The organism is Methylocaldum marinum (genome assembly GCF_003584645.1).
GTDB classification, from domain to species: domain Bacteria; phylum Pseudomonadota; class Gammaproteobacteria; order Methylococcales; family Methylococcaceae; genus Methylocaldum; species Methylocaldum marinum.
The window spans coordinates 2,903,726-2,929,554 of the sequence record NZ_AP017928.1; the positions used below are offsets into that span (position 1 = coordinate 2,903,726).

Here is a 25,829-nt window from a genome sequence, read left to right on the forward strand (position 1 = left end):
TTCTACGACGTATCTCTTCCTGCATGCCACGGCCTGAGGACTCCGCCGGATCTCCACACCCTCGCCATATACGGGTGCTTCTGTGTTGCCTTCGGTGCACGTTAAGACCCTCGGCATCCGGATTGAGCTTTTCGAAGCTGTACCCGCACTTCAGGGGGCGCGACCACCCCTACGGCCTACAGGATTCTCTGTCTACGCTTATCCTGCCTTGTGTTCGTGCCTCCGCACTCCGCCGCAAGTCCAAGACTCGATACGGGCGGGTGGCTAGCCCTTACCCGACGGGGACTTCCACCCCGCAAGATACGCCGAGCTTTGCTCGGCGCGATAACGTATTTGTATCAGCAACGGATTGAATGCGCCATCTCGGCGTATCAACCCGGAAACGGCACTGTCGGAAATGGATTCCCGACTCGCGAGTGCCCGACAGCAGGTTTGAAAATGCTCCGGCGGCAAGCACCCGCCCGCCGCACAGTCGAGCACGTCCAACTGCCGCTTCCCGGATCATTCGGACCACAAGCCATGTACCGCCGGCCACGGTCCGTGAGGCAGAACCCCGAAGGACCAAAACCAAGTACAGTGTAATTCGGTCTTGCTCGTTCCAAGACTTTTTACGCATTCGGAGGGAGACTTACGATCGCGGGGTTCGCTCGGCAGGATTGGCCGGTGTGCGGGACGCGCCGCAAGCGGCCGAGGGCGAGCCTATCCTGAGTTCGCCGAAGGGCCTGTCCTGAGCTCGCCGAAGGGGCGCCCGCAATCCGGACTTCGGGAATTCTTTCCCGTCCGATGGAGCCGATATGACAACAGATCAAGGCGTTGATCGGAAATCCCTTGCCCGACGAATACTGCGTCTAGCTCCCCAAATACCCTCTTAGGCACCGGCTCAAGCCAAAACGGATCCGTCGGCACGACGCTCTCCAGCCCGCACCAAATCGTACCGGTTAAACCAAGACCAGACCTCTACCGATAGGATCTGAACTTGCTGATTAACGGATCCCCATTTGAATCGCAAGGGCCACGAGGTCGGCAAGCGATTGAACGCCCAGCTTTTCCATAATGCGGGCACGGTGAATTTCGGCGGTACGATGACTGATACCCAATGCCTTTCCGACCTGTTTGGCCGAATAGCCTCGCGCAAGATACACCAAGATTTCCTTTTCGCGGGGTGTCAGGTTGGCATAAAGAGCATCGAGTTCATGCTGCCGCGACTTTTCTTCATGGCGTTGGTAGCTCAGCGCGAGTGCATTTCGTATAGCCGGGATCAGAACGTCGGCGTCCACGGGTTTCTCGAGGAAGTCCACGGCTCCGCCCTTGAAGGCTGCCGTCGATTTTGGCACATCGCCAAACCCCGTCAGGAAGATTATGGGGAGATTGAAACCCCTCTCGGTCAGGATCTGCTGCAGATCCAATCCGGAAATCAGAGGGAGGTTGATATCCAGAATTAAACATCCATGTTGCTCGGGCTTTACCGAGGCGAGGAAATCGGGCCCGGACAGGTAGGTTTCCACAACAAAGCCCTCCGCCCTCAACAGCGCTGCCAAGGCATCGCACACATCAGGGTCATCGTCGACGATGAAAACTGTTAGTCCATTAACAGCCATATCTAACGCCTTTTCAATTAGTATGGTTTCGAGGGTATGCGGACGGTATTTTCCATGAAGGTCATGCATTTGTATATACGAATATGCAGCCAAACCGGCACGAAAATTAGTTGGCGATAGCGTTATCCTATCGTCCCAAAGATACCCATGTAAACCTAAGCTTACATCAGAAAAGGCTTTACATGCGTAGAACCCGCGGAAGATTGCCGTCGGACACCTCGCCGCTTGCCGGCCTTTCTGGCGCAGTCTCCCGACTCAATCGCCAAGACCGCCTCCCGCCCGATGGATTTGGACTTTTCGGGAAGATATGACACCCGATCATACGCCCAAACCCAAGTCACGAGAACCTTGGTTTCAGCCTACTCAGTAGCTTGCCGTGGCCATCGGCGCCGCTTAAGGGGGATCCACCGTGTACATGGAGCCCTGACGGGTGCTCGCCGGGTCCTGACGGCTCGGGCGACGTGGCGGTTCCCCCCCTCTGTGGAATCCGACAAAAATCTCTTGACGGGGACCCGCGCCCTCGACGCCCGGCACGCTCGGCGCGATGACGCGCTTGGAAGAGGTTGAGAAATGCGGGCCGGAACTTGTCAAACAACTAAAAGAGATCCAGCCGTATATTACCGGGGTTTCCGCCAAGCGAGCGCAAAACATACTCCGGCTGTTTCAAAAACCTCAAGACCATGGCCAAGGCAAACGATGAGGACTTTCGACGCCCATGAAAACGTCGAGAACCGGATACTCCGGCCGGGAAGCAACTGCTGGCGCAGCGCCCATGCCAGCCGGGTTTCGTTCCTGATCGACAGTTCGGCGTATTTTCCTGCCTTACGGGAGGCAGCGATCCGCGCTCGGCACGCTATTTTCATTGTCGGCTGGGATATCGACAGCCGAACCAAGCTGGTTCAGGACGGCGTCAACGACGGATTTCCGATCCAGCTCGGCGACTTTCTAAAATCACTCGCCGACCACCGACGCGGACTGGAGGTCTACATCTTGAACTGGGATTTCGCAATGCTTTATGCAGCCGGCCGCGAAGTCCTGCCCATCTATACCCTTGGTTGGCAAAGCCATCGGCACCTGCATTTCTATCTGGACGGCAGGCATCCAGTCGGTGCTTCGCATCACCAGAAAATCGTGGTTATCGACGATGCCGTGGCTTTTGTCGGTGGCATGGATCTCGCGCAGGAGCGCTGGGATACGCCTGACCATGAGCCTAATGCACCTTACCGGCGAAGATCCAACGGGCAAGCCTATCCGCCGGTCCACGACGTCCAAATGATGGCGGACGGAGCGGCCGCGGCGGCGCTCGGGGTTTTGGTTCGCGAGCGCTGGCGCCTGGCGACGGGCTGCGAACTCGGCATCGGCAATCATGCCGCGACGGATCCCTGGCCACCGTCGATAGCCCCGGACATTCGCAATGTAGACATCGCGATCTCCCGCACCATACCGCGCTTCAACGGCGCAGGCGAAATCCTCGAGCTCCGGCAGCTTTACCTCGATGCTATCAAGTCGGCAAAGGATACGATTTACATCGAAAACCAATATCTCACGGCATCCTCGATAGGTTCTCTGCTCGAATTTCGGCTGCGCCAACCGTCTCCACCCGAGGTCGTGGTCGTATCACGGCTGACCGGCGGCGGCTGGCTCGAACAAACCACAATGGAAGTGCTGCGGGCCCGCCTACTCCGCCGCCTTCGGGCAGCCGACCGATACCGCAAATTCCGCATCTATTATCCTCACTGCGAAGGTCTGGACGAACAGTGCATCAATGTACATTCCAAACTGATGGTGGTGGACGACCGCCTCGCACTGGTCGGCTCGGCGAATCTGAACAATCGCTCGATGGGGCTGGACACTGAATGCAATCTGGCCGTGGAAGCAACCGACGCCGAGACTGCTACGGCGATTGCCGGCTTGCGGAACCGATTGCTCGCCGAGCATCTGGGCGTAGGTACCGATCGAGTGGAACAGGCCATCAGAAACGAGGGATCGCTGATTCGCGGCATCGAAAGTTTGCGCGGAAACGCACACACACTCAGGCACCTGGAAGGTGAGGTATCACCCGAGGCCGACGCTCTGCTGCCCCAGGCCAGCGTGGTCGATCCGGAGGCGCCTATCGATCCGGACCGTTTGATCGACGAACTGATTCCGGTCGAGCATAGGCCCTCCGCCCGCAAGCGGATTACCGCCACCCTCAGCCTACTGGCGGCGATCGGAGCGCTTGCCGCCGCGTGGCGCTGGGGCCCGCTGCACGACTGGCTGGACAAAGAGACGCTGATCAGTGTTGGACGCACGTTTCAGCGGATTCCGGCAACACCGGTATGGGTCATCGGAGCCTATATCATCGCCGCCCTGACGGCGATACCGATCACACTCGTGATCTTTGTCACCGCCGTAGTGTTCGGTCCTACCTCGGGTTTCGTTTACGCTATTCTCGGATCGCTGATCAGCGCCTCCCTCACCTTTGCGCTCGGCCAAGTCTTCGGTCGAGATCTCGTGCGACGACTGGGCGGTAGTAGGCTCAATACGCTCAGTCGTTGGCTGCGCCATCGTGGCTTACTTGCCATGCTCACGGTTCGGCTGATACCGGTTGCGCCGTTCACCGTGGTCAACCTGGTCGCAGGAGCCTCTCACATCCGTTTCCGCGATTTTTTACTCGGAACGATCTTCGGCATGGTCCCGGGCACCCTGGCCATCACGGTTTTCTCCGATCGCTTGGCGGCCGCGGTACATCATCCCAGCCCGGTCAACATCGCCTTGCTCGTCGGTTCCGCCATCGTTATCGGAACTGCTGCCTTCGCCACCTATCGATGGCTGCGCCGGCGGGAAGTGGAAAATGCGGCATGCGCCGGCGGCTCGGTAGGATAGCGGGGCCGGCCGAGTCATGTCATTGGTCGTTGCAACATACAACGTTCACGACTGCGTCGGCCGTGATGGCCGTTACGATCCCGAGCGAGTCTTGACGATCATTCGCGAACTCAATGCAGACCTCATCGCGCTTCAGGAGCTGCAATGGGAACCCAAGGTCGCTCTCGATTTGCTTCAGCATTTTGCCGCCCGGTTACACTACCGGGCGGTTCCGGGCCCGACGCTGCTGCGCCGGAACGGACATTATGGAAACGCCATTCTTACCCGGCTGCCGGTTCGCAATATCAGGCGGGTCGATCTCAGCATTCCTAACAGAGAGCCCCGTACCGCGATCGATCTCTCGGTTGAGAGCCCCTGCGGGCCGCTTCGCGCGATCGGTACCCATCTGGGATTATTTCCCGGCGAGCGGCGAAAGCAAATGACCCGCATTCTGAGCATTCTGGCTAATGCCGAGCCACCGACGCTCCTCTTCGGCGATCTCAACGAGTGGTTTCTATGGGGAAGGCCTTTGCGTTGGCTGCGCAATCATTTCGGCCATATCCCCGATATCGCGACTTACCCGTCCATCTATCCACTGTTCCCTCTCGACCGAATCTGGGTCAAACCACGCGAAATGCTCGCGGATATCGCCGCGTATGCCACGCCCCTGGCACGCGAAACTTCCGATCACCTGCCGTTGCGTGCCGTATTGAAGGCACCGGCCATGGACCACGAACTTTCCGGTCCTGATTCATCAGGCCCGTAAAAACCAAAAGGGTATTTACGGGCCGCCGCCAAAGGCCGGTACATGCTTAGATCTGGCTCACGCGGCTTGTCGCCGCGCCGGGGGCGCCTCACTCCCGGATTGAGCCCGCCCATTCTCATGGGCCGGGTTAATAACGCCCCGCCATCGCACCGATGGCACGTGGTTCTTATGAATCAGGAATCTTGCATAAGGATTTCTGATTTACCCGCAACCTGATTTTCCTTATAACTTGAGTGCCGAGGCATTGCCGAGGTACAGGATAAAAATACGCCAACTCACTCAAAGTTAAGGAAAGTACCATGAGAATCAAAGGAGACTATTTGAGAAAGAGTCTGCCGGCACTCCTGGATAAATGGGCAGACGATGTCGATAGGCTGGATATCCGTATCCAACCTGAAGACGAGATGGATGCCGATAGCGAAGACCGGTACGAACGCCCGCATTCGATCGGATTCGATTCCGGCTTTCGTGCGCAGACCGGTTAGCGAACGCTTCCGGTCAAACGCAGCGTCATTCGTCCGAGCTTTTCGGCCATCCCTGTAACCCTGAGGACTCGAGGCCCTGCCTGTTCGTTGCCCCGGCGGATCCGGGGACCGTAATGGGGCAGGGCCGGGCATGTTCGCCCGCCGTCTGCGTATCGTCATTACACCGTCCTTGCGCCTTTCGTGACCAAAGTCTCGTCCTGCTGCCCATAAGCGGTGGCCGACGAGATATTCAGGGCTCGTGCGCATCGTTCCTGTTCGCTCCAGATGTGAGCACCGCTTCCATTGCCTCCGGATTCTTGCACTTTTTACATGAACAATTCGAAGTATTTTGCCTTTAAACGCGCGGCTTCCGCTCCTGCTCTGCCCGATACCGGGTTTCGGTTCATCATTCACTGCATGGGGGGTTTTCGCGGATGGCTATTGCTGATGCTGATTCTGGAAACGGGGCAGGCCGCAAGCAATATCCTGGTACCGTATGCCATCGGACAAATCATCGACGGAGTGACGGCGGCGGACGGTAATGCGGCTCCGCTGATCGAGCGCCTGAAAACGCCCCTGCTGCTTTTCGCCGCGCTGAATGTCGCCGAAATCCTGTTCAGCCGAGCCAGCGGCGCCTGCCTGATCGTGGCTGGTCCTCGCTTGCGCCAGAGGACCACCGAAATGCTGTACGCCTATCTGCAGCACCATTCGGTCCGCTACTTCAGCGGGCACTTTGCCGGCGCACTCGCTCATCGGATCACCGAAACCGCGATGAGCGTCAATCATACCGTTTGGGCCGTGTTGTTCGATTTCTGGCCGATAGGCGTCGTCTTCGCCGTATCCGTTACACTGCTGCTGCGGACTCACGCGGATCTCGGAGGGTTCGTAGCCGCCTGGGTCCTGGTCTACGTAGGCGTATCGTTCTGGCTGGCCAAACGCTGTCGCCCGTACGCTCAGGATTATGCCGAAACCCGCAGTCAGGTGAACGGCAAGATCGTCGACTCCGTGACCAATATACTGAACGTCAAATTGTTCGCACGCTTTTATCATGAACGCGAATATCTCAACCGTTATCTGGAAACCGAGGTCAAAGCCGGTCGCCGGACCTTCTGGTACATGGAACGGGTCCGCTGGTTTCAATTCCTTTCCGCGGCAGCACTGAAGGTGGGCACGATTTACTTTGCCCTCAAGCTTTGGGACCAAGGTTTGATTGGCGTCGGCGACTTCGCCATGAGCGCCGGACTGGCGCTTTTGATCATCGGCGATGCCCGCAACCTCAGCCGTCGCTTTCTGGAATTTTTCGAATACGTCGGCAATGTCAGCAATGGTGTAACCACCATCGTCAAACCGCACGACATTGTCGATGCGCCGGAGGCGCAGCCGCTGAGAATTTCCCGAGGACGCATCGAGTTCCGCGACGTCCGCTTCAGCTACGTGCCGGGACAGTGTGTATTCGACGGCTTGAGCGTTGTCATCGAACCCGGCCAGCGAGTCGGCTTGGTCGGGTTCTCGGGCTCGGGAAAATCCAGCTTCGTCGGGCTGATCCTCCGCTATTACGAGCCTCAGGGTGGTCAGGTATTGATCGACGGCACCGACATCGCCCATGTCACTCAGGATTCACTTCACGAACAAGTCAGCCTGATTCCGCAAGATCCGACTTTGTTCCATCGTTCGCTGAAGGAGAATATTCGCTACGGACGCTTGGACGCGGATCATGCCGACATCGCCGTTGCCGCGCGAATGGCCCGCGCCGACGAGTTCATCGAAGGCATGAAAGACGGTTACGAATCCCTAGTCGGCGAACGCGGCGTCAAATTGTCCGGCGGCCAGCGGCAACGTATCGCGATTGCACGGGTGATGGTCAAAGACGCACCGATCTTGATTCTCGACGAGGCCACGTCCAGCCTGGATTCGATTACGGAAAAGGCCATTCAGGAAAATCTGGATCTGGCAATGGGACGGAAAACGGTTATCGTCGTCGCCCACCGCCTGTCCACTATTGCCCATCTCGACCGTATCCTGGTGTTCGACCGGGGCCGTATCGTCGAGGACGGGAACCATGAGGAACTGCTGGCGGCAAAAGGCTTTTATCAGAAGTTGTGGACCATGCAGGCGGGCGGATTCCTTCCCGATACCAGACAGGAATTCTCTGCTTACACCGGCCACACACCGGACGCCCAGCTGGATGCTACTCTTGCAGAAGCAAGCCCAGCCGAGTAAAAACGTGATTCGCGCGATCACACGAGCCGCGATTCGAACTCGGCTTTTCGTCGTTCGTCAATGTGCCACACATCGAAGCCCGTAAGATTCGGCGCCCGGTTCGCCCATCAATTCCAAGAAGGAGTGTAAGAACAATGAAGAAACTCGGATTTTTACCCCGAGCGGTTGCGGTTGCGCTTGTCGTTCTCGGGTTGTCCTCCTGCGCCCCGCCGTCATCGGCCGATGCTGAAAAACATAAGAAGGAAAGCTTGAAGTTCCTGGTCGAGAACGAGAAAAAACCCGGCGTCCTGAGTACCGCAAGCGGCCTGCAGTACATGATTCTCGACGAAGGCACGGGCATTTCACCCAAAGCCACGGACACTGTAACCGTCAAATACCGGGGCAGTCTTATTTCCGGTCAGGAGTTCGACAGCGGCGAAAACGTGAGTTTTCCTTTAAACGGGGTCATCCGCGGCTGGACCGAAGGTTTGCAGCTCATGAAAGAAGGCGCCAAGTATCGCTTTTTCATTCCGCCCAAATTGGCTTACGGCAAAAGCGGCGTAGGTCGTGTCATTCCGCCGAACTCCGCTCTGATCTTCGATGTGGAACTGGTGAAAGTCAATTCTACGGATTAGCTCCGGAAGCATGATCAGACCTCGGCAAATGGATGCGGTTTCACTACAGATAAGCCTCCCATGTTCCAAAATCTGTTCGATTCTCAGACGATCAAGGATTTCATCCCCCACGGCACATGCCTACTTTGGCGCTCCGACCTGCTGCTCCTTCATATCCTGTCGGACTCTCTGATTGCAGCGGCTTATTTCGCCATTCCCGCAGCACTGATCTATTTCGTCATCAAGCGCCAGGATCTCGAATTTCGCTGGATCTTCGTCTTGTTCGGCATCTTCATCATGGCCTGCGGGGCGACCCATCTCATGGCAATTTGGACGATCTGGCGCCCCGATTACGTGCTTGACGGAATCGTGAAGCTGTTCACCGGGCTGGTCTCGATCGCTACTTCGGTCCTGTTATGGCCGCTGATCCCCCATGCCCTGAAGCTTCCGAGTCCCGCCAAGCTCGAACAAACCAACCGGCAGCTGCAGCACGAGATCGAAGAACGCAAGCGAAAAGGTCGGGAAATCCGCCAGCTGAACGCCAATCTGGAAAAAATGGTGGAAGAGCGCACCGCGCAGCTTGTCGAGGCCAATGCCCAACTTGAAGACGAAATCCTGGTGCGTCTCCGTGTCGAGGAATCGTTGCGCGAATCGGAAAGCCGCTATCGCACATTATTCGAGCAAATGCCGGACGCGTTGGTATTAGTGGACATAGAGAGCGGAAAGATCATCGACTTCAATCCGAAAGCCCATCAAAACCTCGAATATAGCCGAGAGGAATTCAGCAATTTGCGGATTAGCGATGTCGATCGACTGGAAACGGAAGAAGATATCCGACAACACATCGAGAAAACCCGGGATACCGGTAGCGATGTATTCGAAACCGAGCATGTCACCAGGACCGGCATAGTACGGAATGTTCGCGTCACCACCAAGGTCGTCCAGCTTAATCAAAAACAACTGATCCAGGCGGTGTTTACCGATATCACGAACTATAAGCAGTTGGAATGCGCATTGCGTACCCAACAGGAAAAATTGGAACACTCCCAAAACCGACTCGAATACATCGTTAATACCAGTCCATCCGTAATTTACATCCTGTCCCCGACGAACAACCCGAAAGCCCCTTTCAAAGTCGATTTCATAGGCGAAACCATAACCTCGGCAACCGGCTATGAGCCGCGCTGTTGGTATCTCGAAGAGAACTTCTGGATCAATCATGTCCATCCGGAAGACCGCGCCGCCGCGCTCGAAATTCAGAGTTTGCTGATCAGCCAGAGCGAAATGACGCATCAATACCGGTTTCGGCACAAGGACGGTTCGTACCGATGGATTCACGACAAAATAAGATTGCTTCGGGATTCGGAGGGAAACGTAACGGAGGCGATCGGTGCCTGGGTCGATATTACCGAGCGCAAGCAAGGCGAGCTCGCTTTGAGGGAGGCCAAAGAGACCGCCGAAGCGGCAAATCGAGCCAAGACCGAGTTTCTCGCCAATATCAGCCATGAACTGAGGACTCCGTTAAACGGCATACTCGGATTTACCCAGGTACTTCAAAAACAGAGCGATATAACTCAAAAACACAAAGAATACCTGAGCTACATCAGCCGTTCCGGAAATCATCTGTTGACTCTGATCAACGATCTCCTCGATTTATCAAAAATAGAAGCGGGTAGGCTGGAGATGGAAAATTCCATTTTCCATTTTTCGGAATTCATCGATGGCATTGCCGAGATTTTTGAGTTCCGAGCGATAAACAAAGGCATTGGTTTTAACTATGAAAAAGCGCCCACTCTACCGGAATATGTGCTCGGCGACGAAAAAAGATTGCGGCAGATTCTGATCAACCTTCTGGGTAATGCCATAAAGTTCACCCGTCAGGGCTATGCCGCTCTGAAAGTCTTTAATCACGCAGATACCGTCCACTTTCGGATCGAAGATACCGGGCTCGGTATCGCTGAAGAGGACATAGGACGGATTTTTCTGGCCTTCGAGCAACTGGCCGACCACGACTCTACGGAGGGTACGGGTCTTGGGCTAGCGATAAGCAAGCGGCTGGTGGATGCGATGGGCGGACGAATCGACGTGCAGAGCACCCGCGGGAAGGGCAGCGTCTTCACGGTTTCCCTGACATTGCCGGTAGCGTCGAATCCGTCGGCATTGAAGGCCGACGAAACTCAGATCATCGGATACATGGGGAGGAAACGGCGAATCTTGCTCGTGGACGACAATTCCGACAACCTGGCGATGTTGTCGGCCCTGCTGGAATCCATGGACTTCGCCATAGAAACCGGCACGAGCGGCAGAGAATGCTTGGCCAAATTCGCGGTATTCAAGCCCGACCTGATCATGATCGATCTCCTGATGCCCGATATGGATGGGACGGAAACCGTCAAGCATTTGCGGGAAACGGAATTCGGGCGTAACGTCAAGGTTATCGCGGTCACTGCCCATGCGTTCGACGACATCAGGGAAATGTGCCTGGCTTCGGGCTTCGATGACTTTATCACCAAACCCGTAGACCTCGGGGATATGCTCGCGAGTTTGCAAAAATCCCTGGGTCTGAGCTGGCGCTATGCGAGCGCCGGTGCTCATAAGAAGCCGAGCCTCGCGAACATTTCCTAATCCGGCCAGTTTGCCGAATGAAGGCAATCGCCCTCGGATACGGGCTCGTATGATGGCGGAATCGCTACGAACCTTCGTGGTCTCGCGCCTCGCCGGCGAGCGATGAGGCCGGAGGCGTGACGGGTATTGCAACCTTGGGTCCACCGGCAGGTCCCGATGGATAAGTGCTGATGTGTTCCCGAATGTCATCGCCGCTCACGCGGTTGAAAGGCTTGACCAACTGCGCCGCAGCGAGCACCAGGATCGGGGCGATGATGAAGCTGCCGGTGAGGGCCTGCAACTTCAGGCGTTCCTGGTCCGGTAAGACCTCTCCGCCATAAGCCAGCCAATAGGTCACCCCCAGCTGAAAGATGACGATACCGCTCCAGAAAAGCGGTGCGAATAATCCCTTACACGGCACATAAGCCAGCTCGACCGGTTCTCCCCGCCTTTTCTCCCGATCCAATAAATACCGATCGATATGTTGGTTCAGGAAAATCGTTACCGTCGCAACGATGTACCATCCGGCGTAATTTTCGAGGGTCACTCCGAAGTGAACGCCGGGATCGGGATAATGATAAATATCTCCCAGAAACCAGTACTTGCCGAGGTTGGCTATGGGATCGACGATGAGGTCGACGACAAGCATGAGAAACGCCCCGAGCAACAGCACGGACACCGAGTTTCGAATCTCGACCGAGGTAACCCGCTGCACGTCGTACGCTTTGATCCAGAAGGGAGACATGAAGAACTGCGCCAGCGAGAAACTGACGTAGCTGAGAAAGGAAAACGACAGACTGTCGAAGAAAGGCACGCCGAAAACGACCAAATCGTTGCTCAGCGCCTCGTAATGATAGACATACCTTCCGAACGGAATCCCGTAATTGATACTTCCCCACTCTGCGAGCAAAGCCACCGAGTAGCTGATGATGATCCAAATCCACGTTCGCAAAGCGCCTTGCTCCAGCCAGGAAAGCAACAAGAACGCGATCAGAAAGACCGTGATGTATGGACGATGGGTCAATGACCAGAAAAGTTGCTCTAACATTCGACAGCTGCGGTACTCACGAAACCGCTCATATTAACCGGCAGCGATCTTGTCGGCCAGCCTGCCCGAATTCACGCCCATGTCTTCAAATGCCGGTGCAGCGGCTGTCACGTATAATGTCGGCTTTGTCCCGAAGGAACCAGCATGTCTCAATTCGACAATGTCAGCATCATCAAGCAAGCCAATGTCTATTTTGAAGGTCAATGTGTCAGTCATACCGTCCTTTTTCCGGACGGCAGCCGCAAGACCGTCGGCGTAATCTTTCCTTCCACCCTGACTTTCAACACCGCTGCGCCGGAAACCATGGAAATTAATGCCGGCACCTGTCGAGTGCGCTTGGCGGGCGAAACGGAATGGAAGACTTTTCGGGCCGGCGATTCATTCCAGGTGCCGGGCGACAGCCGGTTCGACATCGATGTGACGGAAATGCTGGATTACGTTTGCCACTTCGCTTGAGACAAACGAAAGTCAAGCGAAAGCGGATATTCACTTCGACCTGGCCTTTTTACCGGCCGACTTCGGTGCCTTCCCACCTTTTCGTGCCGAAGATTTCTTCGGCTTGGACTTGTTTTCCGCCGATAGCGCCTCGGCCGCCTCTTTTTGCTTCTGCCACTCGGCGAGACGATCCAAAGCCGAGGCCATTTCTCCGGGAGTCATCTCTTCGACCAGGCTGTTCTTGCCGTGGGCCGCGTTTTGATTTCCCTGTTCCGCAGCCAGCGTATACCAGAAGTAGGCCTGAGCATTATCCTTTTCTACACCGCTGCCGGAGACATAAAGCGCCCCCAGTACCGCCTGAGCGCTGGCTTCGCCCCGCTCGGCCGCTTTACTGAACCAGCGTGCCGCCTCGCTCATCTCGATCGGCACCCCCAAACCGTAAAAATAAAGAATGCCGAGCTTGCTCTCGGCCTGCGCATCGCCCTGCCGGGCCGCTTGCTCGTACCAGTGCTTGGCCTCGGCATAGTCCTGCGCCACACCGAGCCCTCTCATGTAAAGATTGCCCAAATTGACTTGGGCCTCGCGCATGCCCTGCTCCGCCAGAGGCTTGAATTCCGCGTACGCCTTGGCATAGTCGCGGCTTTCGATGGCTGTCATGCCTTCTTCGAATCCGGCCGAAACGAATGCCGGAGAAACCAGCGCGACGCTCGCGGCAAATATCGTCACAAGGGAGGATCTCTTCTTCACGGAAAAGGGCACGATTTATTTCGGTTTCCTGATGTTAAAAAAGGCGCGTAAGCCGATTCGTGCTTAAACGACCGACAAAACGATCTTACCGACGTGTCGGCCGCTTTCCATCAAGCTATGAGCTTCCGATGCTTCGACCAATGGATAATTGGCGTAAACCACCGGCTTGACCTGGCCCGACTCGAGCAAAGGCCACACGTTCTGCCTAAGTGCGTTGGCGATCGCGGCTTTCTCGTTCACGCTTCGTGGTCTCAAGGTCGAGCCGGTTAAAGTCAGGCGATTCAGGAAAATAGGCAGCAAGTTAATTTCGGCTTTAGCCCCCCCCTGAACCGCGATCACGACGAGCCGGCCATCAACTGCGAGACAGCTGAGATTGCGCTGAAGATAAGGACCGCCGATCATGTCGAGAATCAGGTTTACGCCCTTGCCCTCCGTCAGCGTCTGGATACGATCGACAAAATCTTCTTCACGATAATTGATCGCCCGCGCTCCGAGCCGCTCGCAAAAACGGCATTTTTCCGCACTTCCCGCGGTTACGAACACGGTGGCGCCGAAAACGCGCGCAAGCTGAATTGCGGTGGTGCCGATCCCGCTGCCGCCCCCGTGTACCAGCACGCTTTCCCCGGCTCTGAGCCCGCCCCGCTCGAAGACATTGGTCCAAACGGTGAAGAACGTCTCCGGGACGGCGGCTGCTTCGACCGGACCAAGCCCTTTTGGAATCGGCAGACAAAGTGCTGCGGCGGCCGAACAATATTCGGCATAGCCACCACCGGTCACCAGGGCACAAACCCAAGAGCCGACGGCCGGTACGCCTACCCCATCTCCCAAGGCCACGATTTCGCCGGCAATTTCCAGCCCCGGTATATCCGATGCTCCGGGCGGTGGCGGGTAAAGCCCTTTGCGCTGCATGACATCCGGACGGTTCACACCGGCCGCGGCAACCTTGATCAATACCTCGCCGGGTCCCGGCTGCGGTGTCGTCCGCCGACAGGCTTGCAGTACTTCCGGACCGCCCCATTGAATGATTTCGATGGCGGTCATGTTGGCGGGAGCGGCGCTCAATCAATGACCCTACAGGCCTGCCAGCCACAGTCGCAGACGTAGGCCGAGTTCGCTGGTATAGCCGATGGACGAAAAGCGGATATCGCCATCAGGACCCAGAATAAACACGACCGGCACGCCACGCACACCGTATTCTTTGCCGATATCGCCACGTTCGTCGAGTATCACCGGAACCTCGAATTCTTCCTGCTTGACGTATTCACGCACCTCGGACTCATCCCCGGACAAGAGCGCTACGCTGACCAACGACGTATCTCGAGCCAAAGAACGAATGGAGTTCTGCATTGCCTTGCAGATATGGCACCAGCTTGCCCAGAAGTAAAGCACGGCAGGTCGGCCGTCCCGATTCGGAATATCGAAGGTCCTCCCGTCCAATGCGGTAGTGTGGATAGCAGGCGGCGTTCCCGCGACCAGGCTGCGCGTGGCAAACAGTTGCACACCCATGTACAGCGCGATTGCGGTAGTGCCGAATACCAATATTTGTTTAACTTTCCCGATCATGGCGCTACTCGAAGCGTCTCAACAAGGTGGCGCCGTTCAGACGAAGCCATTGGCGTTCCGAAGAATAATCGGGCATATGGTGAGCCACCAACGCCCAGAAATCGAACGAGTGGTTTCGGTGACGGATATGACACAACTCATGAACGACCACATATTCCAAAACCGACGGTGGCGCGAAAGCCAGAAGCCAATTCAAGTTGATGTCATTCATGGGACCGCAACTTCCCCACCGGCTCGTCATCCTCTTGACCCGGATTTGGCGTGGATATAATCCGAAACGGGGTGCGTGCCGTTCGGCAATCGAGCGGGCCTCGTCCCGGAGCCACAGCCTGGTCCAAGCAAAAAGAGCCTTCAGGGCGAGATGATCTTGATTTTCCGAGGCCCCGGCGGGTATCGAGAGCAAAAAATGCCCGTCATACCGGATATAAGTTCGTCGCCCGGCATGTTCGCGAACCACCAACGGAACCTCTCGACCTTGAAACGGAAGCGTCGCCCCGTTTTGCAGACCTCTTTTCGGCCGGGATTCCGGCGTTACCGACCGCATTTCCGCAAGCTTGCGTTCGGCCCACCCACGATGCTTCTGCAAGAACGCCAGGGCTCGAGATTCGCTGACGGTCGGCGGTACGACGAGTTCGATTCCTTCAGGTTTGGCGACGAGACGCAGATGCTTGGCTCGTCGGCTGTGACGGATGCTATAAGGCATGGGAAAGCTCGTCGACATCGCTCAGCCTTTTCGAATCGCTACGACTTCCAGTTCCTTGTCTCCTACCGGCCGCTTCCACGTTACCACGTCCCCTACTTGAGCCTCCAGTAGAGCCCGTGCCAAAGGCGACATCCAACTTATCTTCTCGTGACTTGCATCCGCCTCGTCCTCGCCGACGATGGTAAAACGCAGCGACTGACCGTCCGAATCAAGAACCTCGACGGTCGAACCGAAGCGAACCTTGTCATCCGCCTGAGCATCCGGCTGCACGACCACGGCACTTTGAACACGCTCCTCGTAATAGTGCAAATCGCGCTCGACCTGTTTAAGCTGCTGCCGGGCGCCCAGATCGTCATTCCCATCCAGGGCATCTCTCTCTGAACTGAGTTCACGGACCCGCGACTGAAGCTGCGCCAATCCTTGCGGAGTAACATAGTTGGTGTAGGAACTACGCGGCCGTTCAGGTAAACCGCCACCGATCTCTTCGCCGTCCGGTTCTTTGACAAAAGCGCGACTCATGATAACCACCTCAAAATCTTAGCGGGAAAGGCACGGAACCAGTCCATGCCGGAAAATGCTCTCGGCGTCATTGCCGAATGCCATACCGCAGCGGGTCATACGATTATATGTACATGTTTGTCGGTCAAACTGAAACAAACTGCTATAGTTCATCGATAAAACGCTGTCTTACACTTCGACCGCGGCGAGACCTAAGTGCAGAAGCAAGAAGTCCACGTCAAGAGCCTGCTGGATCGGATACTCTCGCTGGAACAATTAACCGTATTGTTCCAGCCGATAGTTGCATTGGATAAACAGGCGATTTTCGGATACGAGGGCCTGATTCGCGGACCTTCCGAATCTCTCTTACATCGGCCGAACGTTCTGTTCGCCGCTGCGGCCAAGTACGGACGCCTCGCGGAATTGGATTTCTTGTGCCGCAAGCTGATCGTCCGGCAATTCGCCAAACTCGGTCTTGCGGGACACCTCTTCATCAATATAAATCCCATAACGCTGACCGATGACGAATTTATTCATGGACGAACTCTCATGTATCTGCAAAACCACAAACTCGACCCGGACCGCGTCGTTGTCGAAATCACGGAAACTCAACCCATTCAGGACTGGACGGTATTTCAGCATGCCCTGCAACACTACCGCGCCATGGGCTTCAAAGTTGCCTTGGATGATCTCGGAGCAGGTCATTCCAGCCTCAAGCTCTGGTCTGAACTAAACCCCGATTTCGTCAAGATCGATCGCCATTTCATCGATTGCGTCGACGAAGACCAGACCAAGCGCCAGTTCATCAAGTCCATCATAGAAATCGCCAAATCTCTTGGTTGCCAAACGATTACCGAAGGTATCGAGCACAAACACGAATATGCCGCCTTACGCAAATTGGGCATCGACATGGCCCAGGGATTCTATTTCGCTCCACCGAAAAAAACACCTGATATCGCATTGAACCCGCAACTGTTCAGCGATCGGCAAAAACGCAACGTCTACTCGGAAAAACTGACGATCGCCCATCTGCTGAAAGAAGTTCCGACCATTTCGCCGCAAGCGACCATGGAAGAGGTCGGCGACCTGTTCCGCATCAGCGAAACGCTCCAATCGGTAGCCATCGTGGACAACGACGAACCCATCGGACTCGTCTTGCGCGACGAACTGATGAACCTTTTAGCCAGCCGCTACGGACGCGACCTGCACGGCCGAAAACCCATACGGGAATTCGTCTTCAAGCCGACTTTCAAATTCGACTTGCACACGTCCTTGGAAGACGTCAGCCGCTGCCTGACCAGCGCAGTCAATCACCAGACGGGCGAATTCATAATTACGGACAACGGACGGCTGATCGGCAAGGGCACGCTCCTGGATCTTCTGAGCACGATCACCGACTTGCAGATTACCAAAGCCCGCTACGCTAATCCGCTGACGCTATTGCCCGGTAATGTTTTGATTCAGCAGAAAGTGGATGAGTTCCTGCGGAATCGAGAGGACTTCGTTGTTGCCTATTGCGATATCGATAATTTCAAAGCCTATAATGACGTTTACGGCTACATGCGCGGCGATGACCTGATACAGCTCGTAGGCCGCCTTTTGACGGAAGTGTCGAATCCCGATCTGGATTTTATGGGACACATCGGCGGCGACGATTTTATCGTCCTGTTCCGGAGCACCGACTGGCAGGAGCGATGCCGGCAATTGTTACAAACCTTCGAGACGCTAGTACCGGAGCATTACACCGCGAAGGACAGGCAAATCGGCGGTATAGAAGCGTGCGACAGGTATGGCGAGAAGCGATATTTTCCATTCGTATCCCTTTCCATAGGCCTGGTGCCGGTAGCCGCCGCCCACGCTGGATTGACCAAGGAAGTCATCGCGGAACTGGCGTCCATGGCCAAGAAGAAGGCCAAGGAATTTTGCGGAAACGCGATGCACGTCGAATATGCCGAGGGCGAAGAAGTGGTCGGACTGGCATCGACTTGGGAAGAAGTCTCGACTCAAGGTAGGTTATTCATGCATTAGCGGCTTGAGCCGGGTCCACGCTCAGCTCTGTTTTAGCATTCCCGCCGCCAGTTCCGCAAGTTTGCCCGCGCCGTTCTCCTCTCCCAGGTCTTCCTTGATTCGCGCCAGTGCCCGCCGCATCGCTTCCGCATAATCACGGTCTCGAAGAATCCGGACGATTTCGCCGGCAATATTGTCTGCCGTTGCATCCTGCTGGATAAACTCGCGGACAATGTGGCGCCCCGCCAGAATATTCGGCAATCCGATGTAAGGAATACGGACCAACAGTCGGCCGAGCCAGTAGCTTAGCGGAGTCAGCCGGTAAACGATCGCCATGGGTACGCCTGACAAGGCCACTTCCAGAGTGGCTGTACCGGAAACCGTAATAACGGCGTCGCAGCACTGCAGAGCATCGTAATCCTGCCCTTCGATTACACGGATAGGAAGACCACGCAGATCGAGATGGCTTTCCAGCAACTGATCCGATATGGATGACGCCCGAAACAGGACGAACTGCACTTCCGCAACTTCCTGCGCGAGCCGTCCCGCCGCATCTAGAATTACCGGCAGCAGCCGATTGATCTCGTTGGCGCGGCTACCCGGCAACAAGCCGATCAGCGGTCCCTTATCGGCAAAACCGAACTTTGCCATCGCCTCGGCCTTACCCATGGATGGCTTTACCTTTCCCGCCAAGGGATGCCCCACATAGGTCACCGGGATTTTATACCTCTCGTAGAACGGCACTTCAAACGGAAAAATCACCGCCATGTGATCGATGATCCGGCCGTAGCTTTTCACCCGTCCGGGACGCCAGGCCCAAACTTGAGGGCTCACGTAAAACAGGACTTTGATGCCACACGCCCTGGCTTTCCGCGCAAGACGAAAGTTAAACTCCTTATAGTCGACACAGATCAGCAAATCCGGCGTCTCCTCGCAGGCCATCCGTTCCATGGACCGGAGCGCTTGGCGAATTTCACCGTAATGCTTGGCCACTTCGGCCAGCCCGATAACGGCGAGATGAGTCGAGTCGCAACGGATTTCGATCCCTGCCTCGCGCATTTTGATTCCCCCCATGCCGATGCCGCGAAGCTCGGGAACCAGTTTTTTCAGTTCCCGAAAAAGATTGGCGGCGTGAAGATCGCCGGAGGCTTCTCCGGCACTCAACATGACAAGAGGCGAACGATCAGCCATTCAACGCGGCACGGATGATCGACACGATCCTGCGTATTTCGGCTTCCTGAAGTTCGGGGTAGATAGGAAGGGACAGGCAGCTCTCCGCAATAGCCTCGGTGACGGGCAAACCGAGCCCGGAGCAGTCATTCGCAAACACCTTCTGCCGATGGAGCGGCACCGGATAGTAAACCGCGCAGGCGATGCCCGCCTGCTGAAGAGCCTGCATGATGGTATCGCGCCGGTCGGTCAGGACGGTGTACTGATGGTAAACGTGGACGCCCACGCCATCCTCGTACGGCACGGTTACCGGTAAATCGGCCATCAGCTCCGAATACAGTTGGGCGACACCGCGACGATTGCGGTTAAAGTCGTCAATGCGTTTGAGCTTGACTCGCAAGATCGCAGCCTGAACTTCGTCCAACCGGCTGTTGTAGCCGATCACGTCGTGGTAATAGCGAACTTCGGACCCGTGATTACGCAGCATCTTGATCCTGTCGGCGATTTCGTCATCGTCAGTGGTTACTAGGCCGCCGTCACCGTAGCAACCGAGATTCTTGCTCGGAAAGAAACTGAATCCGGCACTGGCGCCGAAACTGCCGGTCTGCCGCCCGGCTATGGATGCGCCGAACGATTGCGCGCAGTCCTCCACCATCTTGAGCCCATTCTGTTCGCAGACCGCGACGATTCGCTGCATGTCCGCCGGCTGGCCGAACAAATGGACCGGCATGACGGCGGCGGTTTTTTCCGTGATCGCCGATTCGATGGCCACGGGATCGATGTTGAAGGTCTTGGGATTGATGTCCACGAACACCGGCTTGGCGCCTACATAGCGGATCGCCTCCGCGGTCGCGATAAAGGTAAACGGCGTCGTAATGACTTCGTCCCCGTCGCCGATACCCGCCGCCAACAGAGCCAGATGCAAGGCATCGGTTCCGGAAGCAACGCCGATCGCATGCTTGGCCCCCAAATAAGCTGCCGCTTCCTCCTCGAACGCCCTGACGTTCGGCCCCAGGATAAAGGCACAGCTCTCCAGAACCTGCTCCAGGCTCTGATTGATTTCATCCTTGAGCTGCAGATACTGGGCTTTTAAATCGACCATGGGGATCATGAGATCTAACTCTCCTCTAGGCGTTATCAAGAAAATCGTCGCTCGGCGACATCTTATCCCGGCAAGCACGACCGGAAAGCGGCGGAAAAACCATTTACGCGCGTACGGCTCAATGGATCAGACGTTGAGCAACCGGGTTATTTCGGTAGCCGTCGCCAGAGCACGGCGCCCCGCATAACCGGACACTAATGGTTCGCGACTGTCGCGGATACAAGTGACGAAATGCCTGATCTCCTCCAACAGAGCGTCTCCCCCCTCGAACACGGACTCTTCACTGACGATTTCCGGTATGCCGGGAAACATCTCGCCTTCGCCCTTGCGATGACGCGTCAGGACGCGATTCTGGAAATCTACGGAAACATAAGCGTTGGGCATGAACATACGCATCTTGCGCTCGACTTTCTGACTGACCCGGCTGGCCGTGACGTTGGCCACACTGCCGTTCTTGAATGCAATACGGGCATTGGCGATGTCGACGTCACCGGTCAATACCGGCACACCCTTGGCATCTATGCGGTCGACCTCACAGTCGACCAGATCCAGAATGATGTCGATATCGTGGATCATGAGATCAAGTACCACGCTGACGTCGTTAGCGCGCGGCTTGAACGGCGCCAAGCGGTGCGATTCGATGAAAATAGGCTTGTCTTCGGTCAGATCCAATGCCAATAGGGCGGCGTTGAAGCGTTCCAGATGCCCCACCATAAGCACACGGCGCTCTTCGGCAGCGATGCGGATGAGCTCATCGGCTTCTTCTACCGTCACCGTGATTGGCTTTTCTACCAGCACATGCGCTCCGCTCGCGAGGAATTCCTTAGCCACTTGGTGATGCAAGCTGGTCGGTACAACGATGCTGACGGCATCGACACGACCGAGTAGCTCGCGGTAATCGGTAAGGGGCTGGCTGCTCGCCCTTGCGGCTACGGCCTGAGCCGCCTCAAGGCTGGTATCAACCACGCCAACCAATTCACAATCGGGAAGTGCAGCATATTTTTCCGCATGGAATTTCCCTAGATAGCCGACTCCGATCACGGCACATTTCAGTGGACTCATACTGCTCTTTATTCTGCTGAAAAAACAAACGGATGCGTCGAGAAGACGGGCAACTCAGTCTTCGCCGCGACCCTGTATATCGACAAAGCTCAAAGTCCCGTGACGCTTCGATTCCTCAGTCAGCCAACCCCGCAAATAGGCCAGTTCCGGCGTATCAGGCAAGTCATCCAAGCTCTTTTTGTTGCGCAAACGCCGGTAGGCAATCGATACGGCTTTGAGACGATCTCCGTCTATGCCGCCACGTCTCATGCCCACCAAATTCAGCCGATAATGTTTGCCCGGTCTTCCGCCTACCATGGTAAATGGGATGACATCCTTATTGATACCTGCGAGTCCCTGCAAAATGGCGAAACTGCCGATGCGGCAGAATTGGTGGACCATGACTCCGCCCCCGAAAAAGACCCGGTCGCCAACCTGAACATGGCCCCCAAGAGTTGCTCCGCTGGCGAAGATATTATTGTTTCCGAGCCTGCAATCATGAGCCACATGACTGTTGTTCATCAAATAGTTGTCCGCGCCGATGAGAGTGGCTCCGCCCTTTCGAGTGGCGCGACTCACCGTCACGCCTTCCCGGAAAACATTGCCGTCGCCAATCTCCACATAGGTTTCCAAGAGGGGATCGAAACCCAAATCCTGAGGCAAACCACCGATGACCGCGTGAGGACAAACGTGGTTATTTCTTCCCATACGGACGAACGAATAAATCACCGCGTGAGATTCTATACGGCAACCATCCCCGACTTCAGTGGGGCCTTCGATCACGGCATAGGGACCAATCGAAACCCCGGCACCAAGTTTGACATCCGAAGCAATAAAAGCGGTAGGATGAATGTTCGCAGTCATAAGTCCTCGGAAAGCTCAGAACGATTTCAACCGCGCGGGTGGCAACGGGCGTGAAGATCCTTCAGGCGCTCTTGGGCAACGTGGGTGTAAATCTGGGTACTCGACAAGTCGCTGTGCCCCAGTAACAGTTGAACCACCCGAAGGTCGGCGCCGTGGTTCAGCAAATGCGTGGCGAACGCATGTCTCAGAGTATGCGGTGAGAGCGGCTTGCGAATTCCCGCCAGTAAAGCATAGCGTTTGATAATGTACCAGAAGGCTTGCCGCGTCATCCCGGACCCGCGATCCGTGACGAATACATCGTCGCTGCGTCTCCCTCTCAGAATCGCCGGCCTTGCCCGCGCAAGGTAACGATTCATCCAATCCTCGGCCTCTTCACCTATCGGCACCAAACGATCCTTACTCCCCTTGCCGACTACGCGTACAACGCCTTGACGAAGATTCAACTGTCCAAGTGTAAGTCCAACCAACTCGCTCACCCGAAGCCCGGTGGCGTATAGGATCTCCAACATGACCCGATCGCGGCAGCCCAGCGGCTCATCCGTATTTGGAGCCTCCAACAAGGCTTCCACATCCTTCTCCGTAAGCGTTTTTGGTAGTGGGCGACCGATCCTTGGCGCCTCGATGGATACGGTAGGGTCCTTTTCGACACTGCCCTCTCGGGCGGCAAACAAGTAAAACTTGCGAAGACTCGACAGCAATCGGGCACTGGTCCGCTCACTTGCCTTCTGTCGAAACTTCAAGGCAAGGTAGCCTTCTATCTCGCTCGCACCTACCTGCCAGAGAGTCTTCTTGTGGGTCCGAGTCAACCATGCTGCGAATAGGCTGAGATCGCTGCAATACGCCTTTTGGGTGTTCTCGCTTAATCCCTCTTCCACCCAAAGAGCATTCACGAATCGCCGTATCAGCTCGCCGTCGGACTCGTCAAATTGCGGTTCCATCAAACCCACTGACATCATGCCCGAAAAAGCACTTGTTTTCCTAAATGCGCGCTACGAACATAGTCCACTTTCCATACGAGAAACGGGCAGCGCTCGCTGCCCGTCATTGATTCTCGCAACGATCGCCGCAGCGACCCTTTAACGCAATCAAATTTTTTCCTTGATGCGAGCGGCCTTGCCGGTACGGCTGCGGAGATAATAAAGCTTTGCACGGCGCACGTCGCCGCGGCGTTTAACCTGAATTTCCTGAACCTGAGGACTGTAGGTCTGAAAAACCCTTTCCACACCTTCCCCGTGAGACATCTTTCGAACCGTGAAAGCGGAATTGTATCCTCTGTTCCGTTTGGCAATTACCACGCCCTCATAGGCCTGCAAGCGCTCACGATTGCCTTCCTTCACTTTCACCTGTACGACTACAGTGTCGCCTGGAGCGAAGTCCGGGATCGTTTTCTGGCTCATCCATTCGCGTTCCAACTGTTGAATAATGTGACTGGACATTGCAATTCCTCTCAATTCGTTCCGGCTTTCAATTCGTGTTTAAATTCTTCCAGCAGGTTCCACTGCTCTGCGTCGAGTTCCAGCTTCGCTAACAAGTCCGGCCTTCTCAACCAGGTTCGGCCAAGGGACTGTTTCAACCGCCAGCGCTTGATCGCGCCGTGGTCTCCGCTCTGCAAAACCTCGGGAATCCGCCGACCGTCAACCATCTCAGGCCGCGTATAATGGGGGCAGTCCAGCAACCCCGCCATGTGCGAATCCTGAACCGCCGAATCGGCATGCCCTAAAACGCCTGGCAACAGCCTGGTTACCGCGTCAAATATCACGAGCACAGCCAACTCGCCACCACTCAAGACATAATCGCCTATGGACCATTCTTCGTCGACCTCGGTCTCGATCAAGCGCTCGTCCACGCCCTCGTAGCGCCCAGCGACCAAAATCAGCCTCGAACTTTGTGCAAGTTGCACGATAACGGCTTGATTGAGCAAAGGACCTTGCGGGCTCACGTAAATTGTCTTCGGAGCGACATCGGAGTCCGCACGCGCCGCGCGAATGGCACTACGCAGCGGCTCAACCTTCATCACCATCCCGGGCCCGCCGCCATAGGGACGATCGTCTACCGTCCTATGCCTATCGTGGGTGTAATTCCGCGGATTCCAGAGCTTGAGATCGACCACTCCTCTTTCGAGAGCCCGCCCGGTTACGCCGCATCTCGCGGCATTTTCAACCATTTCCGGGAACAGGGTCACGACATCGAAGCGCATCAAGCTAGGACTCTAAAAATCCGAATCCCAATCCACAATCAGGTAACCTTCACTCAGATCGACCTTCTTTACAAACTCTCCGATGACAAACGGGATTAGCCTCTCCCGCTCGCCTCTGACTACCATGACATCATTCGCACCGGTTTCCATCATGCCGGTCACGGCTCCCAGACTCATACCGGATGTCGTACGAACTTCGATTCCGACCAAATCGGCCCAGTAAAATTCACCAGGCTTCGCAGGCTCGAAGCGGTCTCTATCAACAAATATGCACAGCCCGGTCAACTGCAAGGCTTGATCGCGGGTATTTACGCCCTCCAAATGAGCAAGCACCGACCCGCCGTGTTGCTGCCCGTCGATGACCTTATATAGGCTCCGTTTTTTTTCATCACCGATCAGCCAGGGCGAATAACTCAATATATTGTCCGCCGGATCGGTATATGAACGGACCTTCAGCCACCCACGAACGCCGAACGCGCCGCCAATCTCCCCGACTACGACCAGTTGCGCCACTGCAACTTGTGTCGCGAGACAAGCTCAAACTTTAAGCCGCTGCCCCCTCGGAGCGCTTGCGGAATTCCTTAATAAGCGCATGAACCCGCTCGGTCGTCTTGGCGCCTTGGCTTAACCAGTATTGTACGCGGACGTCGTTCAAACGCAGTCTTTCATCTTTCCCGGAGGCGATCGGGTTAAAAAACCCGACTCGCTCGATGTAGCGACCATCTCGCTTACACCTGCTGTCGGCAACGACGACATGGTAAAAAGGGCGCTTTTTTGCGCCGCCGCGGGCAAGACGAATCGTGACCATTAAAATTCCTCGTTGAATTCAAGAACAACCCGAAAAAGCCGACTATTTTACCGGAAATCCCATATATGTGAAGACTGGGCACCGAAAATGAAGCCACAACAGAACGCCGAACCCGTACTAAAACGGATCTAAGCCACACCGACTAGATGGAAAATCCGACTCGCAGCACCCGAATCCGCCCGACTGGAAACCCACCACCCGAGATCTTCTACGGCTTTAAGGGAATGGCGGAGAGAGAGGGATTCGAACCCTCGATAGAGCTTTTAACCCTATACTCCCTTAGCAGGGGAGCGCCTTCAGCCTCTCGGCCATCTCTCCGAAACTGACGAGATTATAATCGACTTATTCTGTATGCTCAGCTGTTTTTTCGGGTGCTTGAGCCTGCTGCTCTCTTTTTATGCGCTCATAGATTTCCTCCCGATGTACGGAAACCTCCTTAGGCGCATTCACACCAATGCGAACTTGATTACCTTTTACCCCTAGTACGGTAACCGTTACGTCATCCCCGATCATCAGAGTCTCGCCGACTCTACGAGTCAATATCAACATAAATCCTT

General features: G+C 55.8%; 25 protein-coding genes and 1 tRNA gene. 8 read left to right on the forward strand and 18 right to left on the reverse strand.

Annotated elements, in window-relative coordinates; translation table 11 throughout:
* Positions 1 to 983: 983 nt before the first annotated feature.
* Positions 984 to 1,667 (reverse strand): response regulator transcription factor, encoded by a 684-nt coding sequence (locus sS8_RS12700; protein ID WP_119629950.1) that lies wholly within the window; start codon positions 1,665 to 1,667, stop codon positions 984 to 986.
* A gap of 627 nt (positions 1,668 to 2,294) precedes the next feature.
* On the opposite strand from sS8_RS12700, the gene sS8_RS12705 reads away from it, so the two are divergent.
* From sS8_RS12705 to sS8_RS12730, 6 genes are all read left to right on the forward strand, one after another.
* Complete coding sequence (locus tag sS8_RS12705) at positions 2,295 to 4,463, forward strand: VTT domain-containing protein (RefSeq protein ID WP_119629951.1); 2,169 nt, start codon at positions 2,295 to 2,297, stop codon at positions 4,461 to 4,463.
* Positions 4,464 to 4,479: 16 nt separating this feature from the next.
* Positions 4,480 to 5,208 carry an endonuclease/exonuclease/phosphatase family protein gene (locus sS8_RS12710; RefSeq protein WP_119629952.1) on the forward strand — a complete coding sequence of 243 codons (729 nt, stop codon included), beginning with the start codon at positions 4,480 to 4,482 and terminating at the stop codon, positions 5,206 to 5,208.
* A 299-nt stretch (positions 5,209 to 5,507) separates the two neighbouring features.
* Positions 5,508 to 5,693: a hypothetical protein gene (locus sS8_RS12715; protein ID WP_119629953.1), complete on the forward strand. Its 186-nt coding sequence runs from the start codon at positions 5,508 to 5,510 to the stop codon at positions 5,691 to 5,693.
* Between the two features lie 309 nt (positions 5,694 to 6,002).
* Complete coding sequence (locus sS8_RS12720; RefSeq protein WP_119629954.1) at positions 6,003 to 7,892, forward strand: ABC transporter ATP-binding protein; 1,890 nt, start codon at positions 6,003 to 6,005, stop codon at positions 7,890 to 7,892.
* Between the two features lie 134 nt (positions 7,893 to 8,026).
* Positions 8,027 to 8,506, forward strand: a complete 480-nt coding sequence (locus tag sS8_RS12725; protein ID WP_119629955.1) for an FKBP-type peptidyl-prolyl cis-trans isomerase — start codon at positions 8,027 to 8,029, stop codon at positions 8,504 to 8,506.
* A 60-nt stretch (positions 8,507 to 8,566) separates the two neighbouring features.
* Positions 8,567 to 11,110: a PAS domain S-box protein gene (locus sS8_RS12730; RefSeq protein ID WP_119629956.1), complete on the forward strand. Its 2,544-nt coding sequence runs from the start codon at positions 8,567 to 8,569 to the stop codon at positions 11,108 to 11,110.
* Positions 11,111 to 11,174: 64 nt separating this feature from the next.
* On the opposite strand, the gene sS8_RS12735 is transcribed toward sS8_RS12730, so the two are convergent.
* Positions 11,175 to 12,137: a carotenoid biosynthesis protein gene (locus sS8_RS12735; protein ID WP_119629957.1), complete on the reverse strand. Its 963-nt coding sequence runs from the start codon at positions 12,135 to 12,137 to the stop codon at positions 11,175 to 11,177.
* 144 nt (positions 12,138 to 12,281) lie between these two features.
* Between sS8_RS12735 and ppnP the strand changes: the two genes are divergently transcribed.
* The gene (ppnP, locus tag sS8_RS12740) at positions 12,282 to 12,593 is read left to right on the forward strand and encodes a pyrimidine/purine nucleoside phosphorylase (RefSeq protein WP_119629958.1); all 312 of its coding nucleotides are present in this window, start codon (positions 12,282 to 12,284) and stop codon (positions 12,591 to 12,593) included.
* A 30-nt stretch (positions 12,594 to 12,623) separates the two neighbouring features.
* Here ppnP and sS8_RS12745 read toward each other — a convergent pair whose 3' ends face one another.
* The 5 genes from sS8_RS12745 to sS8_RS12765 all read right to left on the reverse strand — a co-directional run bounded on the left by sS8_RS12745 (position 12,624) and on the right by sS8_RS12765 (position 16,104).
* Positions 12,624 to 13,298: a tetratricopeptide repeat protein gene (locus sS8_RS12745; RefSeq protein ID WP_145986523.1), complete on the reverse strand. Its 675-nt coding sequence runs from the start codon at positions 13,296 to 13,298 to the stop codon at positions 12,624 to 12,626.
* Between the two features lie 84 nt (positions 13,299 to 13,382).
* The gene (locus tag sS8_RS12750; RefSeq protein WP_119629960.1) at positions 13,383 to 14,360 is read right to left on the reverse strand and encodes an NAD(P)H-quinone oxidoreductase; all 978 of its coding nucleotides are present in this window, start codon (positions 14,358 to 14,360) and stop codon (positions 13,383 to 13,385) included.
* 30 nt (positions 14,361 to 14,390) lie between these two features.
* On the reverse strand, positions 14,391 to 14,882 hold the full coding sequence (locus sS8_RS12755) for a protein disulfide oxidoreductase (RefSeq protein WP_119629961.1): 492 nt from the start codon (positions 14,880 to 14,882) through the stop codon (positions 14,391 to 14,393).
* Between the two features lie 4 nt (positions 14,883 to 14,886).
* Entirely contained in the window at positions 14,887 to 15,585 is a 699-nt protein-coding gene (locus sS8_RS12760) for a M48 family metallopeptidase (RefSeq protein WP_232020626.1), read from the reverse strand.
* 21 nt (positions 15,586 to 15,606) lie between these two features.
* Complete coding sequence (locus sS8_RS12765) at positions 15,607 to 16,104, reverse strand: GreA/GreB family elongation factor (protein WP_119629963.1); 498 nt, start codon at positions 16,102 to 16,104, stop codon at positions 15,607 to 15,609.
* Positions 16,105 to 16,299: 195 nt separating this feature from the next.
* Here sS8_RS12765 and sS8_RS12770 point away from each other — a divergent pair, with 195 nt between their 5' ends.
* A complete protein-coding gene (locus sS8_RS12770; protein ID WP_119629964.1) occupies positions 16,300 to 18,111 on the forward strand; it encodes a GGDEF domain-containing protein in 1,812 nt (603 codons plus the stop codon).
* A 21-nt stretch (positions 18,112 to 18,132) separates the two neighbouring features.
* Here the strand turns inward: sS8_RS12770 and lpxB are convergent, their stop codons facing one another.
* The 11 genes from lpxB to csrA all read right to left on the reverse strand — a co-directional run bounded on the left by lpxB (position 18,133) and on the right by csrA (position 25,821).
* On the reverse strand, positions 18,133 to 19,281 hold the full coding sequence (gene lpxB / locus sS8_RS12775) for a lipid-A-disaccharide synthase (protein WP_119629965.1): 1,149 nt from the start codon (positions 19,279 to 19,281) through the stop codon (positions 18,133 to 18,135).
* On the reverse strand, positions 19,274 to 20,371 hold the full coding sequence (locus tag sS8_RS12780) for a DegT/DnrJ/EryC1/StrS family aminotransferase (RefSeq protein ID WP_119629966.1): 1,098 nt from the start codon (positions 20,369 to 20,371) through the stop codon (positions 19,274 to 19,276). The genes lpxB and sS8_RS12780 overlap by 8 nt, the downstream gene beginning before the upstream one ends.
* 117 nt (positions 20,372 to 20,488) lie before the next feature.
* Positions 20,489 to 21,424, reverse strand: coding sequence for a Gfo/Idh/MocA family protein (locus sS8_RS12785; RefSeq protein WP_119629967.1), 936 nt, complete (start codon positions 21,422 to 21,424; stop codon positions 20,489 to 20,491).
* 54 nt (positions 21,425 to 21,478) lie between these two features.
* Entirely contained in the window at positions 21,479 to 22,267 is a 789-nt protein-coding gene (gene lpxA, locus sS8_RS12790; protein ID WP_119629968.1) for an acyl-ACP--UDP-N-acetylglucosamine O-acyltransferase, read from the reverse strand.
* 26 nt (positions 22,268 to 22,293) lie between these two features.
* Entirely contained in the window at positions 22,294 to 23,205 is a 912-nt protein-coding gene (gene xerD / locus sS8_RS12795) for a site-specific tyrosine recombinase XerD (RefSeq protein WP_179952412.1), read from the reverse strand.
* Positions 23,206 to 23,352: 147 nt separating this feature from the next.
* Positions 23,353 to 23,703 carry a 50S ribosomal protein L19 gene (gene rplS / locus sS8_RS12800; protein WP_119629970.1) on the reverse strand — a complete coding sequence of 117 codons (351 nt, stop codon included), beginning with the start codon at positions 23,701 to 23,703 and terminating at the stop codon, positions 23,353 to 23,355.
* Positions 23,704 to 23,714: 11 nt separating this feature from the next.
* Positions 23,715 to 24,464, reverse strand: coding sequence for a tRNA (guanosine(37)-N1)-methyltransferase TrmD (trmD, locus tag sS8_RS12805; protein WP_119629971.1), 750 nt, complete (start codon positions 24,462 to 24,464; stop codon positions 23,715 to 23,717).
* 12 nt (positions 24,465 to 24,476) lie between these two features.
* Positions 24,477 to 24,977 carry a ribosome maturation factor RimM gene (gene rimM, locus sS8_RS12810; protein WP_119629972.1) on the reverse strand — a complete coding sequence of 167 codons (501 nt, stop codon included), beginning with the start codon at positions 24,975 to 24,977 and terminating at the stop codon, positions 24,477 to 24,479.
* 31 nt (positions 24,978 to 25,008) lie between these two features.
* Entirely contained in the window at positions 25,009 to 25,272 is a 264-nt protein-coding gene (rpsP, locus tag sS8_RS12815) for a 30S ribosomal protein S16 (RefSeq protein WP_119629973.1), read from the reverse strand.
* Positions 25,273 to 25,497: 225 nt separating this feature from the next.
* A tRNA-Ser gene (locus tag sS8_RS12820) sits at positions 25,498 to 25,590 on the reverse strand.
* Between the two features lie 24 nt (positions 25,591 to 25,614).
* Positions 25,615 to 25,821, reverse strand: coding sequence for a carbon storage regulator CsrA (gene csrA, locus sS8_RS12825; RefSeq protein ID WP_119629974.1), 207 nt, complete (start codon positions 25,819 to 25,821; stop codon positions 25,615 to 25,617).
* Between the last annotated feature and the right edge of the window lie 8 nt (positions 25,822 to 25,829).